A 13,997-nucleotide genomic window follows, 5' to 3' on the forward strand; every position below is an offset into this window, starting at 1 on the left:
CCGGCACGACGGCGAGCCGCCTCAGGAGACGGCTTCGACGTGCACGGGCACCCGGCCCAGGTGCGGTGCCGCCGGGCCGGGGCGGCCGAAGTGCCAGCCCTGCCCGGCGTCGCAGCCGATCGCGCGCAGCCGGTCCGCCTGGTCGGCCGTCTCCACGCCCTCGGCGGTGACGGTCAGGTCCAGCGCGTGCGCCAGCGACACGAGCGAGGCGAGGATCCGCTCGTCGGTGCCGCTGTCCGGCGCGCGCAGGCCGGTGACGAACTCACCGGCCACCTTCAGCTCGTCGACCGGCAGGTCCCGCAGGTACGCGAGGTTGCAGTAGCCGGTGCCGAAGTCGTCGATGGCGACCCGGACCCCCAGGTCACCGAGCACCCGCAGCGCCCGCACCGGCTCGACCACGGTGCTCATCATGGTGCTCTCGGTGATCTCCAGTTGCAGCCGGCGCGGCGGCAGGCCGGTGCGGCCGAGCACGCCGCGTACCTCGGGCACCAGGTCGGCCCGGTGCAACTGGCGTACGGCGAGGTTGACGCTGACGAACGGCGCGTCGCCGTCGACCGCCGACCAGGTGCCCGCCTCGCGGCACGCCTCGGCCAGCACCCAGCTGCCGAGCGGGACGATCAGCCCGGTCTCCTCGGCCAGCGGGATGAAGCTGTCCGGCCGCAGCACGCCCAGTTCGGGGTGGCGCCAGCGGACCAGCGCCTCCATGCCGAGGACCCGCCCGTCGCGCAGGGACGTCAGCGGCTGGTAGTCGAGGTAGAACTCGCCCCGGTCCAGGGCGGCGGGGATGGCCGCGGACAGCGCGTACCGGGCCAGGTCGCGGCGGTTGCGGTCGGCGTCGAACAGCGACCAGCGGGCCCCGCCCGCGGCCTTGGCCCAGTGCAGCGTGCTGTCGGCCGCGCGCATCAGCTCCATCGGGGAGGTGCCCGCGACCGGGCGCTCCACGATGCCGATGCTCGCCGAGACGGTCAGCTCGTGGCCGTCGACCAGCGCCGGCTCGCGTACCGCGGCCAGCGCCGCCTCGGCGACCTGCACCGCGTCGTCGGTGCCGGTCGTGCGCTCGATCAGGATCACGAACTCGTCGCCGCCGAGCCGGGCCACCAGATGCTCGCCGAGCGCCTCGTGCAGCCGCTGCGCCACCGCGACCAGCAACGAGTCGCCGACCTGGTGGCCGAGGGAGTCGTTGACGACCTTGAACCGGTCCAGGTCCAGGAAGCAGACGCCGACCCGGTCGGCGCCCCGGTTGATCGCGGCGGCCAGCCGCTCGGTGAACAGCGTGCGGTTGGGCAGGCCGGTGAGCGGGTCGTGGGTGGCCTGGTGCCGGAACCGGGCCTCGCTGTCGCGCAGCGCCCGTTCCGCCTGCGCACGGGCCATCATGGCGGCCCGGCGGATGGACTCCTGCTCGTCGAGCGTGCGGTCGCGCAGCGCGCGGGCGTACCCGGTGGCGACGGTGGCGAGCAGCCGGGCCATCCGGTCCTCGACATCGTCGACGACCAGGTCGAGGTCGCGGACCAGGCGCAGCTGGATCACCTCGACGGTGCGGCCCAGCCCTTCGGCGGAGGCGATGTGCGCCTGCACCAGCTCCGCGCCGACCTGCTGGCCGATCCGCAGGTCGAACGGCTCGGCACGCAGCGCCTGGGCCAGCCGTTCGGTGAGCCGTTGCAGCATCTCCTCCAGCTGCGACTGGGTCATCGGCAGGTAGCTGGTGCCGGACACCGCCTTGGCCCAGGCCCGGGCGAACACGCCGGGCCTGCTGCGGGCCGCGTCGTCACCCACCGAGCCGCCCGACCCCGCCCATGAACACGGCCCGCTCGGCGTTCTCGGCCTGGTCGGGGGAGTCCGGCCGCCACTGCGGCACCCACACCACACCCGGGTCGACCAGTTCGAAGCCGTCGAACAGCGCGGTCAGTTCGGCCCGGCTGCGGATCCAGAGCTGGCTGTCGGTGCGCCGGTAGACCCGCTCCGCCTCGGCCCGCTCGCCGGTGCCGTCGCGGCCCTCCTCGCTGGCCTGGGAGAGCACCAGGTGGCTGCCGGGCGCCAGTGCTCCGCGCAGCGTCCGCAGGATCTCCTCGGGGCGGTCGCTGTCCGGGATGAAGTGCAGCACCGCCACGATCATCACCGCGACCGGACGGCTGAAGTCCAGCAGCCGGGTGACCTCCGGATGGGTCAGGATCGCCTCCGGGCGGCGCAGGTCCTCCTGGAGCACGGTGGCGTGCTCGTTGCCGGCCAGGATCTCCTGGCTGTGCGCCACCGCCACCGGGTCCACGTCGACGTAGACGACGCGCGACTGCCCGTCGATCCGCTGGGCGATCTCGTGCACGTTGCCGACGGTGGGGATGCCGGAGCCGATGTCGAGGAACTGGCGGACGCCGGCCTGGGCGAGGTACTGCACGGCCCGGCGCAGGAACGCGCGGTTGGCCTGGGCCATCAGTGGCGCCTCCGGCACCGCCTCCACCATCGCGCGGGCGGCCGCCCGATCGGCGGCGAAGTTGTGCGAGCCGCCGAGGTAGTAGTCGTACATGCGGGCGACGCTGGGGCGTTCGATGTCGATCGTCTCGGGTGCCCAGTCCGGCCGCTGCATGTCCTGCCCCTCGGGTGTCGACGGCGCGCGGTGGTCACCGCCGCGCGGATCACCCGGGTATTCTGCCCCTCCGCCGTCGTGGTGCAAAGACCGTCGTCGCTATGCGTCCGGCCGTTCACCGTACGCGGTCAGCCGCACCCACGACGCCGGAGAGGCCCGCGTCCGCGGTGGACGGGGCCTCTTCCGGCGGTGTGCCTCAGAACTTGGGCGCGTCCGGTGCCTCGAGCAGGCCCAGCCGCAGCGCGGTCATCAGCGCCTGGGCCCGGTTGGCGGCGCCCAGCTTCTCGTAGAGCTTGGAGATGTGGGTCTTGGCGGTCGACTCGCTGACGAACAGCTGCTTGGCGATGCCCGCCACGCTCATGCCGTCGGCGAGCAGCCGCAGCACCTGGCCCTCACGGGGGGACAGCTGCGGGCCGGACGGGGCCAGCCGGCGCTTCATCGCCTCGGCCAGGTCGGCGGCGGTGAACGCGCTGGGGGAGGAGGCGGCGTGCCGGGCGGCGGCGACCACCTCGTCGGCCGGCGCGGTCTTCGGCACGAACGCGCTCGCGCCGGCTTCCAGGGCGCCGAAGAGCTGGTCGTCGCCGGCGTACATGGTCAGCACGACGATGCCCATCGACGCGCTGGACTTGCGCAGGGCGCGGGTGGCCTCCAGGCCGCTGCCGTCGGGCAGGCGAAGGTCCATGATCACCACGTCGGGCTGGAGCGCGCCGGCCTGGCGCACGCCCTCCGCGGCGGTGGCGGCCTCGCCCACGACCTCGAACTGGCGGTCACGCTCGAACGCGTGACGAAGACCCTTACGGATGAGGTCGTGGTCGTCGACTAGGAGAACCTTGGTACGGGTGGCCGGTGTCGGACTGCTGGTCATCCTCGGGTTACTCCCCTTCTGCTGCTGCGGCGCTGCCGCGCACCTTATCGCGCCGGGGCGACGAGCCGAGCACCACGGCCACTGTCGTCCCACTGGGTCGACGTGGCCTGATCTCCAACCGGCCTCGGATACGTTCCGCCCTCTCGGCCATGATCGCAAGGCCATAGTGCCCGTCCGGGCGCTGGTCACCGATGCCGTGACCGTCATCCGACACTTCGATTCGGGTGTACGGGGGATCCACCTCGCACGTGACCCACAGATTCGACGCGCCGGCGTGCTTACGGGCGTTCGTCACCGCCTCCTGCGCGATGCGCAGCAACTCGGCCTCCGTGGCGGCCGGCAGCCGGGCGGTGGACTCGTCGAGTGACAGGTGCACCCGCAGGCCGCCGGAGGCGCCGACGGTGCGGGCGTACTCGGCGATGGCGGCGGCCAGGCCACCGTGCCGGTCCACCTCGCTGCGCAGCTCGAACAGGCTCAGCCGCAGCTCGGTGATCACCCGGGTCACCTCCTGGCGCAGCGTGCGCAGCGAGTCGGCGGTCTCGTCGGCGTCCTCGTGCACGGTGGCCAGGGCGTTGTCGATGCCGTACCCGACCATGACCAGTTCCTGGGCGACCCCGTCGTGGATCTCCCGGGCCAGCCGCTGCCGCTCCTCGTTGGTCGCCAGCGAGCGCACCTCGTCGAAGAGCAGCGCCGCCTCCAGCCGCAGCGCCGCCGGGCCGGTCAGCGCCGTCACCCGGGACACCACCGGCGGCGGGTACGCGGCGGCGGTGTCCGCCTCGATCACCACCAGGCCGACCGTGCGTACGCCCGCCACCAGCGGCACGATCAGCGCGGAGACCTCGCCGGAGTGCCGGGACCGGGCCTGCGACCGGGACGAGACGGTCGGCTGCTGGCTGGCCCAGGCGTCGGCGATGGCCGAGTCGGCGTCGAGCGTGGTCTCCCAGTCGACCCGGTCCGCGCCGATCTGGGCCAGCACCACCAGCCGGCCGCCGCCGCTGGCGGAGAGCACCGCGCCCCGGTCGGTCTTCGCCACCACCCGCAGCTCCTCCAGCAGGTGCTCGGAGATGCCGCCCGGGTCGAGCGTGGCGCCGGGCAGCTGGCGGGCGACCGTACGCAGCTGGGTGAGCAGCCGGGTCGCCTCGGCGTACGGCTGGGGTTTGCCCTCGCCGCGGACCCGCATCACGCGCTGGAGCGTGCCGGCGGTGTAGAGGCCGAGACCGGCCAGGATCAGCCACTGGGCGCAGACCGCCAGGTAGCCGACCTGACCGAGCTGCGCGCCGCCGTCGACCCGGGTGAACGCGGCGCTCGCCACGAGCGTCGCCGCCGCCACCGCGAGCAGCGCGGCGCCCTCGCGGAACCGGCGGCTCAGCGCGGTCACGGTGACCGGCACCGCGAGGTACGGCAGCACCGCCGAGGCGCCAACGCCCCCGGTGACACCGGTGAGGTGAGTGTCGGCGGCGACCTGGCTGGCGGCCAGCCCGAGCACCACCACCTCGGCGAACCTGCTGATCGGGGTGAGCAGCCGGTGCTGTGGGGCGAGCACGGCGGGCAGCCCCGCGACGCCCAGCAGGGCGATCCACCAGAGCTGGGCGGCGTCGCGGGTGGCGAACAGGGTCAGGGCGGCGACCAGCGCGAGGAGGACCGCGCGGGCCGCGACCGCGAGGGGCTGCGTCTGCGGCTGGCCGGATGTGGAGGCGGGCACGTGACGGATCGTAGTCAGCGTTGGTAGATCTCCGCGATCTCCGAGGCGTACGTCTTGTGCACGACCTGCCGCTTGACCTTCAGCGACGGGGTCAGCTCACCGGTGGTCTCGGTGAAGTCCTGCGGCAGGATCCGGAACACCTTGATCGCCTCGGCCTTGGAGACCGCCTGGTTGGCCTGGTCGATCGCGCCCTGCACCTCGGCGCGCAGCGTCGCGTCCTCGCGCAGCTCGGCGATGCTCGTGGTGTCCGGGCGGCCCTGCGCGGCGAGCCACTTCGGCAGCGCCTCCTCGTCGATGGTGACGAGCGCGGCGATGAACGGCTGCCGGTCGCCGACCACTACGCACTGGCTGATCAGCGGGTGCGCCCGGACCTGGTCCTCCAGCACCGCCGGGGCGACGTTCTTGCCGCCGGCGGTCACGATGATCTCCTTCTTGCGGCCGGTGATGCTCAGGTAGCCGTCCTCGTCGAGGTGCCCGAGGTCGCCGGTGCGGAACCAGCCGTCGGCGCTGATCGCCTCGGCGGTGGCCGCCTCGTTGTGCCAGTAGCCCTGGAAGACGATGTCGCCGGCGATGAGGACCTCGCCGTCGTCCTCGATCCGGATGGTGACGCCGGGCAGCGGGCGGCCGACGGTGCCGATCCGGGTGCCGGTGGGCAGGTTCGCGGCGGCGGCCGGGGAGGTCTCGGTCAGGCCGTACCCCTCGCAGATGGTCACCCCGATGCCGCGGAAGAAGTGCCCGAGGCGCGCGCCCAGCGGCGCGCCGCCGGAGATGGCGTCGCGGCACCGGCCGCCCATCGCCGCCCGCAGCTTGCGGTAGACCAGCTTGTCGAAGAGGGCGTGCTGCGCGCGCAGGCCCAGGCCGGGACCGCCGGGCAGCTCCTGCGCCTCGCTCCAGGCGATGGCGACCTTCTCCGCCCGGTCGAAGATCTTGCCCTTCCCCTCGGACTCGGCCTTCTGCCGCGCGCCGTTGTAGACCTTCTCGAAGACCCGGGGTACGGAGAGCACGAACGTCGGCTTGACGTCCTGCAGCTCGGCGACCAGGTTCTTGGTGTCCGCGCAGTGCGCCATGGTGGCCCGGGCGTGCACCACGCCGACCTGGATGAGCCGGGCGAAGGCGTGCGCGAGCGGCAGGAACAGCAGCGTCGAGGCGCCCGGGCGGAACAGGTTCGGCAGCACCGGCACCGCGTTGGCGATGTCGGTGTAGATGTTGCGGTGGGTCAGCACGCAGCCCTTCGGCCGGCCGGTGGTGCCGCTGGTGTAGATGATCGTGGCGACGTCGCCGGCCTTGAGCATGGAGCGGCGCGTCTCGACCTCGGCCGGGTCCACCGCCTCGCCGGCGGTGACCAGGTCGTCCACCGCGCCCAGCTCGATCTGCCAGACCTCGCGCAGCTCGGGCAGCCGGTCCCGGACGCCGGCGACCAGGGTGGCGTGCGCGGTGCTCTCCACCACCACGGCGACGGCGCCGGAGTCGCCGAGGATCCAGGCGGCCTGCTCGGCGCTGGAGGTCTCGTAGATCGGCACGGTGACCGCGCCGGCGGCCCAGATCGCGTAGTCGAACAGGGTCCACTCGTAGCGGGTGCGGCTCATCAGGCCGACCCGGTCGCCGGGGGAGACGCCCGCCGCGATCAGGCCCCGGGCCACCGCGACCACCTCGTCGCGGAACTGCCGGCAGGTCACCTCCTCGCGCGCCGTCCCCGCGCCGGGACGGACGAACTGCACGGTGTCCGGGGCGACCTCGGCGTTTTCCCAGACCGGGTCGGTCAGGTTGGCCGCGTCGCCGACGGTGACGATCGGCGGGACGGAGAACTCGCGCACCTGCACTCCCTCGTGCTCTACCGGCGGGGGCCGGCCTGGTCGGCTCTGTCGAAACCTACCCGCACACCCCGGGGGGTCGGCCAGGGAGGTTGGCCGACCGGCTGGTGGGAGGCCCGTCGGCGGGTGGAGCGGCGCCGGGCGGGACGCGGCCGGGTAGCCTCCCCCCATGGCGGACTCCTCCACCCAGTCGATCATCATCGGCGCGTCACCGGATCGGGTGGCGGCCGTCATCTGCGACTTCCCCAGTTACCCCGAGTGGACCGAGGCGGTACGCGAGGCCGAGGTGATCGAGGAGTACGAGGACGGCTATGCCAGCCAGGTCCGGTTCACCCTCGACGCGGGCGTGCTGGCCGACGAGTACGTGCTGGCCTACGAGTACGCCGAGGACATCTCCCGGATCGAGTGGCGCCTGGTCGCCCCGTCGAAGATGCAGCGGTCCCAGCGCGGGTCGTACGACCTGGTGGGCAACCCGGACGGGACGACCACGGTGACCTACACGCTGGAGGTGGAGCTGTCCGTGGCGATGCTCGGCATGTTCCGCCGCAAGGCCGAGAAAATGATCATGGATACGGCGTTGAAGCAGCTCAAGCGCCGGGTAGAAGCACCCGGTGCGGCGCACTGACCCGACCGTCCCGGTAGTCACGCTGGAGGAGCCGAACCATGGGCACCACTGATCCGGGTTCGGCCCGGGAAGAGGCCGAGCGCCTCGTCGCCACCCTGCTCGCCGGCGCGAAGATGGCCGCCGCGGCGCCCGGCTCCGGCGCCTGGGGTCCGCTCGGTGGGATCCTCTCCGGTGTCCTCGGTCACACCCCGCCCGGCGCCGGGCCCGCTCCGGAGACGCCCGCGCCCGCCGGTTTCGCCACCGGCTCGCCGGAATGCTGTGTCTGCCCCGTCTGTCGCGGTATCGCCGCGTTGCGCGACCCGAGTCCGGAATTCGCCGAGCGGCTCGCCACCGGCGCCGGGGACCTGGCGGCCGGCGTGGCGAGCCTGCTGCGCGCGTTCACCCCCGCCGAGCCGGAGCGAACCGCCGACGACGGCACCGCCGCGGCGGACGGATCCGGGGACCACGTGTGGCGCGAGGCGACCCGTACCGGGCATGATTCTCAGCCGGCACCCGAGCAGGACGTGTGGTCCGCCGCCACCCGGGGGGAGGGCGCGGCCGATTCGGGTGCCGCCGCCGACGCCGCCGGGCCGCCGGAGCCGGCGACGAGCCGGCCACCGGCCGGCCGTCCCGTGGTGCCCGCCTCGCGGGCGTCCGGAGAGGTGGGCGCGGACGCACCAGGCGACGGGGCCTGACCACCGGACATCCCGGGACCGTACGGCTGGTTCGGCCGGTCCCCGGGCAGCACAGCAGAGGGGAGTGGCAGCGGTGACGCTGACCATCGGAGTCGACGTCGGTGGCACGAAGGTGGCCGGCGGTGTCGTGGACGACGCCGGCACGGTACTCGTGCAGACGCGACGGGACACCCCCGCCGACGACGTGGCCAAGACCCGCGACGTCATCATCGAGGTGGTCACCGAACTGGCCGCCGGGCACGCCGTCGAGGCGGTCGGCATCGGCGCCGCCGGCTGGATCGACGCCTCCCGCTCCACCGTGCTGTTCGCCCCGAACCTGGCCTGGCGGGACGAGCCGCTGCGCACGTACGTCGGGGACGCCACCGGCCTGCCGGTGATCGTGGAGAACGACGGGAACGTGGCCGCGTGGGCGGAGTTCCGCTACGGTGCGGCCCGCGACGCCGACGACTCGATGGTCATGTTCACCATCGGCACCGGCGTCGGCGGCGGCATCGTGCTCGGCGGCGGCCTGGTCCGCGGCGCCAACGGCATCGCCGCCGAGCTGGGGCACATGCTCACCGTGCCGGACGGCCACCAGTGCGGCTGCGGCCGGCTGGGCTGCATCGAGCAGTACGCCAGCGGCAGCGCCCTGGTCCGCTTCGCCCGCGCCGCCGCCCGGCAGGAGCCGCACCGGGCCACCGCGCTGCTGGAGCTGGCCGACGGCGAGGCCGAGTCGATCACCGGCCCGATGGTGACCGCCGCGGCCAAGGGCGGCGACCCGGTCTCCACCGAGGCGTTCGCCCAGGTCGGCCGCTGGCTCGGCACCAGCCTCGCGGACATGGCGCAGATCCTCGACCCGCAGGTGCTGGTGGTGGGCGGCGGCGTGATCGACGCCGGTGACCTGCTGCTCGGCCCGACCCGCCGGTCGTTCGCCGAGGCGCTGGCCCAGCGCAGCCGCCTGCCCGTCGCCGAGGTACGCCCGGCCGAGCTGGGCAACACCGCAGGTGTGATCGGCGCCGCCGACCTGGCCCGGCGGATCTGACATGACGGACTCGGGTGTGCCGCTGCGGGTGCTGTCGTACAACGTCCACGGCCAGCGGGACGACACCGCCGCGCTGGCCGAGGTGGTCCGGGGCGCGGAGCCGGACGTGGTGATCGTCCAGGAGGGACCGCGCCGGTTTCGGTGGCGGCAGAAGTGCGCCGCGCTCGCCGAGTCGTTCGGCATGGTGGTGGCGGCCGGTGGCCTGCCGTCGCTGGGCAACGTGCTGCTGACCAGCCTGCGGGTGCGGGTCACCGAAACCAGCTGCCAGCGGTATCCGCTGACGCCGGGGCGGCACATGCGCGGCGCCGCGTACGCGCGCTGCCGGGTCGGCGGCGTCGACGTGCTGCTGGCCGGCTCGCACCTGTCCACCGACCCGGCCGAGCGGCCCGCGCAGGCGGCCGCGTTCAAGCGGGAGCTGGCCGCGTCCACGCTGCCCGTGGTGGCCGGCGCGGACCTCAACGAGGGCCCGGACGGGCCGGCCTGGCGGACGGTCGCCGAGGGGCTCACCGACGCGGCGCTGGCCGCCGACCGGGCCGACCGGCACACGTTCTCCTGCGCCGACCCGCGCCGCCGCATCGACGCGCTGTTCGTCGACCCCCGGATCACAGTGGTCGACTACGACGTGGTGGACACGCCGCTGACCCGTCGCGCCAGCGACCACTTCCCGGTCCTGGTGGACCTGCTGCTGCCCACCGCCTGACGGCCGCGGACCCGCCGGCCGTGACGCACGGTCACGGACCCGGCGGCCGGCAGGACAACCGCTTCGCCGCCTTTGCTCTGCCGCCACATGCGCATCAGTTACCCGTCGTGATCGGCGGCCGCCTCCCGGCCGGCCGGCCGAGAGGCGTCAGGCCAGTTCCCGCCGGTGCCGCGTCCGTGGCGGCAGAGCAAAGGGCGCACGAGGTACGCCTCCGGCGCGGCCGGTCCATTCACGCTCGGTGACCGGGCCCGTGGTGACGCTGTGTCAAGCGAGTCGAGCGGGTGGGCGGCGGCGAAATCGGTGGCTGGACAACCGCTGGCATTCTCGGCAGGATTTCGCGGTGTCCTCCTCCACCGACCCCGGCCACCCCGATCCGGACTCCACGGTCGCATCGAGCCGTGCCGAACGCCCGGTCTCCGACCGGGGTGACACGGTCTGCGTCATCGGCGCCGGCGCCAGCGGCCTGACCGCCGTCAAGAACCTCCGCGAGGCCGGCTTCGGCGTGGACTGCTACGAGCGGGAGACAGGCGTCGGCGGCGCCTGGAACTGGCGGCACGACCGCAGCCCGGTGTACGCCAGCACGCACCTGATCTCGTCCCGGCCGTTCACCCAGTTCCCCGACTTCCCGATGCCGGACGACTGGCCGGACTACCCGCACCACAGCCAGCTGCTGTCCTACTTCGAGCGGTACGCCGACCACTTCGACCTGCGCCAGCACGTCTGGTTCGGCACCGAGGTGGTCCGGGTCGAGCCGGTCGAGGGGGACCGGTGGGACGTGACCACGCGCAGCACCGGCGGCTACGGCCCCGAACGCACCTCCCGGTACGCCGCCGTGGTGCTCGCCAACGGGCACAACTGGTCGCCGAAGCTGCCCCGCTACGAAGGGCTGGAGCAGTTCCGGGGCGAGGTCATGCACGCCTCGTCCTACAAGGACCCGGCGCAGCTGCGCGGCAAGCGGGTGCTGGTGGTGGGCGCCGGCAACACCGGCTGCGACATCGCGGTCGAGGCGGCCCAGCAGGCGTCGCACTGCTGGCACTCCACCCGGCGCGGCTACTGGTACGCCCCGAAGTACGTCCTCGGCCGCCCCGCCGACCAGGTGAACGACACGCTGCTGGCGCTGCGGGTGCCGCTGCGGGTCCGGCAGTGGCTCTACCACTGGACGCTGCGGCTGACCGTCGGCGACCTGACCCGGTTCGGCATGCCCGAGCCCGACCACCGCGTCTACGAGACGCACCCGATCGCCAACAGCCAGCTCGTCTACTACGTCGGGCACGGCGAGGTCACGCCGGTGCCGGACGTGGCCCGGTTCGACGACCGTGCGGTCGAGCTGACCGACGGCCGGCGCATCGACCCGGAGCTGGTCGTCTTCGCCACCGGCTACCTGCCGCGCTTCGAGTTCCTCAAGGGACAGGTGCTCGGCGACGAGGACGGGTCCGGGCGGCCCCGGCTGTGGCTCAACGCGTTCACCGCCGGGTATCCCACGCTCGCCGTGGTCGGCCTGGTGCAGCCGGACTCCGGCATCTTCCCCATCTCGCACTGGCAGAGCGTGCTGTTCGCCCGGCTGCTCACGCTGCGCGCCACCCGGCCGGAGCGGGCCGCCGCGTTCGAACGCAAGGTCCGCGCGGGCCTCGGCGAGCGGTACTCGGCCAAGGTCAAGGACAGCACCCGGCACTGGTTCGAGGTCGGGCACGCCGACTACCTGCGTGCGCTCCAGCGGGCGCTGCACGAGCTGGAGGGTGTCAAATGACGGTTGAGCGTGTGCGGGTGGTCCGGTCCTGGGAGTGGGCCCGGCCGGAGCGGCCCGCCCGCCGGGAGGTGCTCGCCGCCGTACCCGAGCGGGAGGAGGCGAAGCCGCCGCTGCTGTTCGTGCCCGGCTTCGGCCACGGCGCGTGGGCGTTCGCCGAGCTCTGGCTGGGGCACGCCGCCGGTCTTTTTAACCCGGTTTACGCGCTTTACCCTGCTCTGTTTTTGTGGGCAGCGAGCCGGCGCCGGAGGCGACGCTGCGCTCGTACACCCATGACGTGACGCAGGTGGCGGCGAGCCTGCCGCGGCAGGCGGTGCTGGTGGGGCACGGCGCCGGCGCCCGGGTCGTGGCGCACGCGCTGGCCCGCTACCCGGCGCGGGCCGCGGTGCTGGTGGCGCCGGTGCTCGCCGGCTGGGCGACGTTCGGCACGGCGTTGCGGCGCAATCCGGCCGGGACCCTGCCGGCGGTCTTCGGCGCCGGGCTGCGGCTGCACCGGCGGCAGCTGTTCAGCCGGGAGATGCCCGACGCCGACGCTCGGCGGCACCTGGCCCGGCTGGGCCGGGCCGGGCGGCGGGCGCAGTGGCAGCTGCTGACCGGCCGGGGGCCGGAGCCGGCGGTGGGCCGGCCACCTGTGCTGGTGCTGGGCAGCCCGGACGACCGGGTCGTGCCGGCGTCCGCGCTGATCCGGGCCGCCCAGCGGTACGCCTCCGCGCCGCTGCTCTTCCCCGGCATGGGGCACGACCTGATGCTCGACGCCCGCTGGCGGGAGCCGATCGACGCGATCCTGGACTGGCTGGACAAGGACCCGGCGTCCGCGGCGGGGTGAGCGCCGGGGCGCCGGCTCAGCGGGTTGCGGCGCGGCGGCCGGCGAGCGACCCGCTCTCCTCCAGCGCGCTCAGGTAGGACGCCGCCCAGGCGTGGATGTCGTTGCGCGCCAGATGGTCGCGCATCGCGCGCATCCGCGCCGACACGTCCTCCGGGCCGGCCCGCAGCGCGGCCAGCAGCCCCTGCTTGAGGCCGTCGAGGTCGTGCGGGTTGACCAGGTACGCCTGCTCCAGCTCGGAGGCGGCGCCGGCGAACTCGCTGAGCAGCAGCGCGCCGGTGCCGTCGACCCGGGCCGCCACGTACTCCTTCGCGACCAGGTTCATCCCGTCGCGCAGCGGCGTCACCGCCATCACGTCCGCGACGCGGTAGAGCGCGACCAGCTCGGCCCGGTCGAACGGCTGGGAGAGGTAGTGGATCGCCGGCTCGCCGACCCGGCCGAACTCGCCGTTGATCCGCCCGACCTGGTGCTCGACCCGGTCCCGCAGGATCTGGTACTGCGCCACCCGGTCGCGGCTGGGCACCGCCACCTGCACCAGCACGGTGTCGCGGACCTTGATGTCGCCGCTGGCGAGCAGCTCGCGGTACGCCTTGAGCCGCTGCTCGATGCCCTTCGTGTAGTCCATCCGGTCGACGCTGAGGATCACCTGCTCCGGCTGGCCCAGGTCCTGCCGCAGGCGGCGGGCCCGCTCGGCGACCTCCGGGCGGGCCGCGAGCGCGGACATCTCGGCGGTGTCGATGGCGACCGGGAAGGCGCCGATGCGCACCACCCGGCCGTCGACGCCGATCCGCCGGTCGGTGGCGGGCAGGCCGAGCACCTTGGTGGCGAGCTGGGCGAAGTTGTGCGCGGCCTGGGCCCGCTGGAAGCCGATCAGGTCGGCGCCGAGCATGCCGCGCAGCAGCTCGGCGCGGCGCGGCAACTGCATGAACAGCTCCGGCGGCGGGAACGGCACGTGCAGGAAGAAGCCGATCCGCAGGTCCGGTCGCAGGTCGCGGAGCAGGCCGGGCACCAGCTGGAGGTGGTAGTCCTGCACCCAGACCAGGCCGCCGGGCTCGGCCGTCTCGGCCGCGGCCTCGGCGAAGCGCTGGTTGACCCGCTGGTACGCCTCCCACCACCGGCGGTGGTACTCCGGCTGCTCGACGGCGTCGTGGTAGAGCGGCCAGAGGGTGGCGTTGGCGAAGCCCTCGTAGTGGTCGCGGAAGTCCTCGGCGCTCAACGGGACGGTGTGCATCCGGACGCCGTCCACGTCCGGCAGCGCGGGGGCGGGACCGGTGCCGCCGGCCCAGCCGACCCAGGTGGCGGGCGTCTGCCGCAGCAGCGGGTGCAGGGCGCTCACCAGGCCGCCGGGGCTGCGGCGCCACTCGAAGGCGCCGTCGGGCGCCACACTGTCGTCGATGGGGAGGCGGTTGGCCACCACCACCAGGGGGCTCTGTCGCATCGGGCATTCCGCTCAG

At 73.9% G+C, this 13,997-nt stretch carries 11 protein-coding genes and 1 pseudogene; 6 read left to right on the top strand and 6 right to left on the bottom strand.

The genetic code is table 11. The features are described 5' to 3' along the window. Positions 1 to 21 precede the first annotated feature (21 nt). From MCBG_RS28335 to MCBG_RS28355, 5 genes are all read right to left on the bottom strand, one after another. Positions 22 to 1,689 carry a putative bifunctional diguanylate cyclase/phosphodiesterase gene (locus MCBG_RS28335; protein WP_205797365.1) on the bottom strand — a complete coding sequence of 556 codons (1,668 nt, stop codon included), beginning with the start codon at positions 1,687 to 1,689 and terminating at the stop codon, positions 22 to 24. Positions 1,690 to 1,765: 76 nt separating this feature from the next. Beyond that, a complete protein-coding gene (locus tag MCBG_RS28340; RefSeq protein ID WP_043329389.1) occupies positions 1,766 to 2,578 on the bottom strand; it encodes an SAM-dependent methyltransferase in 813 nt (270 codons plus the stop codon). Positions 2,579 to 2,774: 196 nt separating this feature from the next. Continuing rightward, the gene (locus MCBG_RS28345; protein ID WP_013287678.1) at positions 2,775 to 3,443 is read right to left on the bottom strand and encodes a response regulator transcription factor; all 669 of its coding nucleotides are present in this window, start codon (positions 3,441 to 3,443) and stop codon (positions 2,775 to 2,777) included. A 7-nt stretch (positions 3,444 to 3,450) separates the two neighbouring features. Then, on the bottom strand, positions 3,451 to 5,145 hold the full coding sequence (locus tag MCBG_RS28350; protein ID WP_043329391.1) for a sensor histidine kinase: 1,695 nt from the start codon (positions 5,143 to 5,145) through the stop codon (positions 3,451 to 3,453). 14 nt (positions 5,146 to 5,159) lie between these two features. Continuing rightward, positions 5,160 to 6,959, bottom strand: a complete 1,800-nt coding sequence (locus tag MCBG_RS28355; protein WP_043331076.1) for an AMP-dependent synthetase/ligase — start codon at positions 6,957 to 6,959, stop codon at positions 5,160 to 5,162. 166 nt (positions 6,960 to 7,125) lie between these two features. Between MCBG_RS28355 and MCBG_RS28360 the strand changes: the two genes are divergently transcribed. The 6 genes and pseudogenes from MCBG_RS28360 (at position 7,126) to MCBG_RS28385 (ending at position 12,546) form a co-directional block, all read left to right on the top strand. Then, on the top strand, positions 7,126 to 7,581 hold the full coding sequence (locus MCBG_RS28360) for an SRPBCC family protein (protein WP_043329393.1): 456 nt from the start codon (positions 7,126 to 7,128) through the stop codon (positions 7,579 to 7,581). A 38-nt stretch (positions 7,582 to 7,619) separates the two neighbouring features. Further along, entirely contained in the window at positions 7,620 to 8,255 is a 636-nt protein-coding gene (locus MCBG_RS28365; protein ID WP_043329396.1) for a hypothetical protein, read from the top strand. A 73-nt stretch (positions 8,256 to 8,328) separates the two neighbouring features. Beyond that, a complete protein-coding gene (locus tag MCBG_RS28370) occupies positions 8,329 to 9,276 on the top strand; it encodes an ROK family glucokinase (RefSeq protein WP_030500161.1) in 948 nt (315 codons plus the stop codon). A 1-nt stretch (position 9,277) separates the two neighbouring features. Beyond that, positions 9,278 to 9,976: an endonuclease/exonuclease/phosphatase family protein gene (locus tag MCBG_RS28375; protein ID WP_043329399.1), complete on the top strand. Its 699-nt coding sequence runs from the start codon at positions 9,278 to 9,280 to the stop codon at positions 9,974 to 9,976. Between the two features lie 340 nt (positions 9,977 to 10,316). Then, entirely contained in the window at positions 10,317 to 11,723 is a 1,407-nt protein-coding gene (locus MCBG_RS28380; protein WP_043329402.1) for a flavin-containing monooxygenase, read from the top strand. Beyond that, positions 11,720 to 12,546, top strand: a pseudogene (locus MCBG_RS28385) (alpha/beta hydrolase). Before MCBG_RS28380 ends, MCBG_RS28385 begins: the two are co-directional and overlap by 4 nt. 16 nt (positions 12,547 to 12,562) lie before the next feature. On the opposite strand, the gene MCBG_RS28390 reads toward MCBG_RS28385, so the two are convergent. Then, positions 12,563 to 13,981, bottom strand: coding sequence for an alpha,alpha-trehalose-phosphate synthase (UDP-forming) (locus tag MCBG_RS28390; RefSeq protein WP_043329406.1), 1,419 nt, complete (start codon positions 13,979 to 13,981; stop codon positions 12,563 to 12,565). Between the last annotated feature and the right edge of the window lie 16 nt (positions 13,982 to 13,997).

Source organism: Micromonospora sp. M42 (assembly GCF_000568915.1).
Lineage (GTDB): Bacteria > Actinomycetota > Actinomycetes > Mycobacteriales > Micromonosporaceae > Micromonospora > Micromonospora chalcea.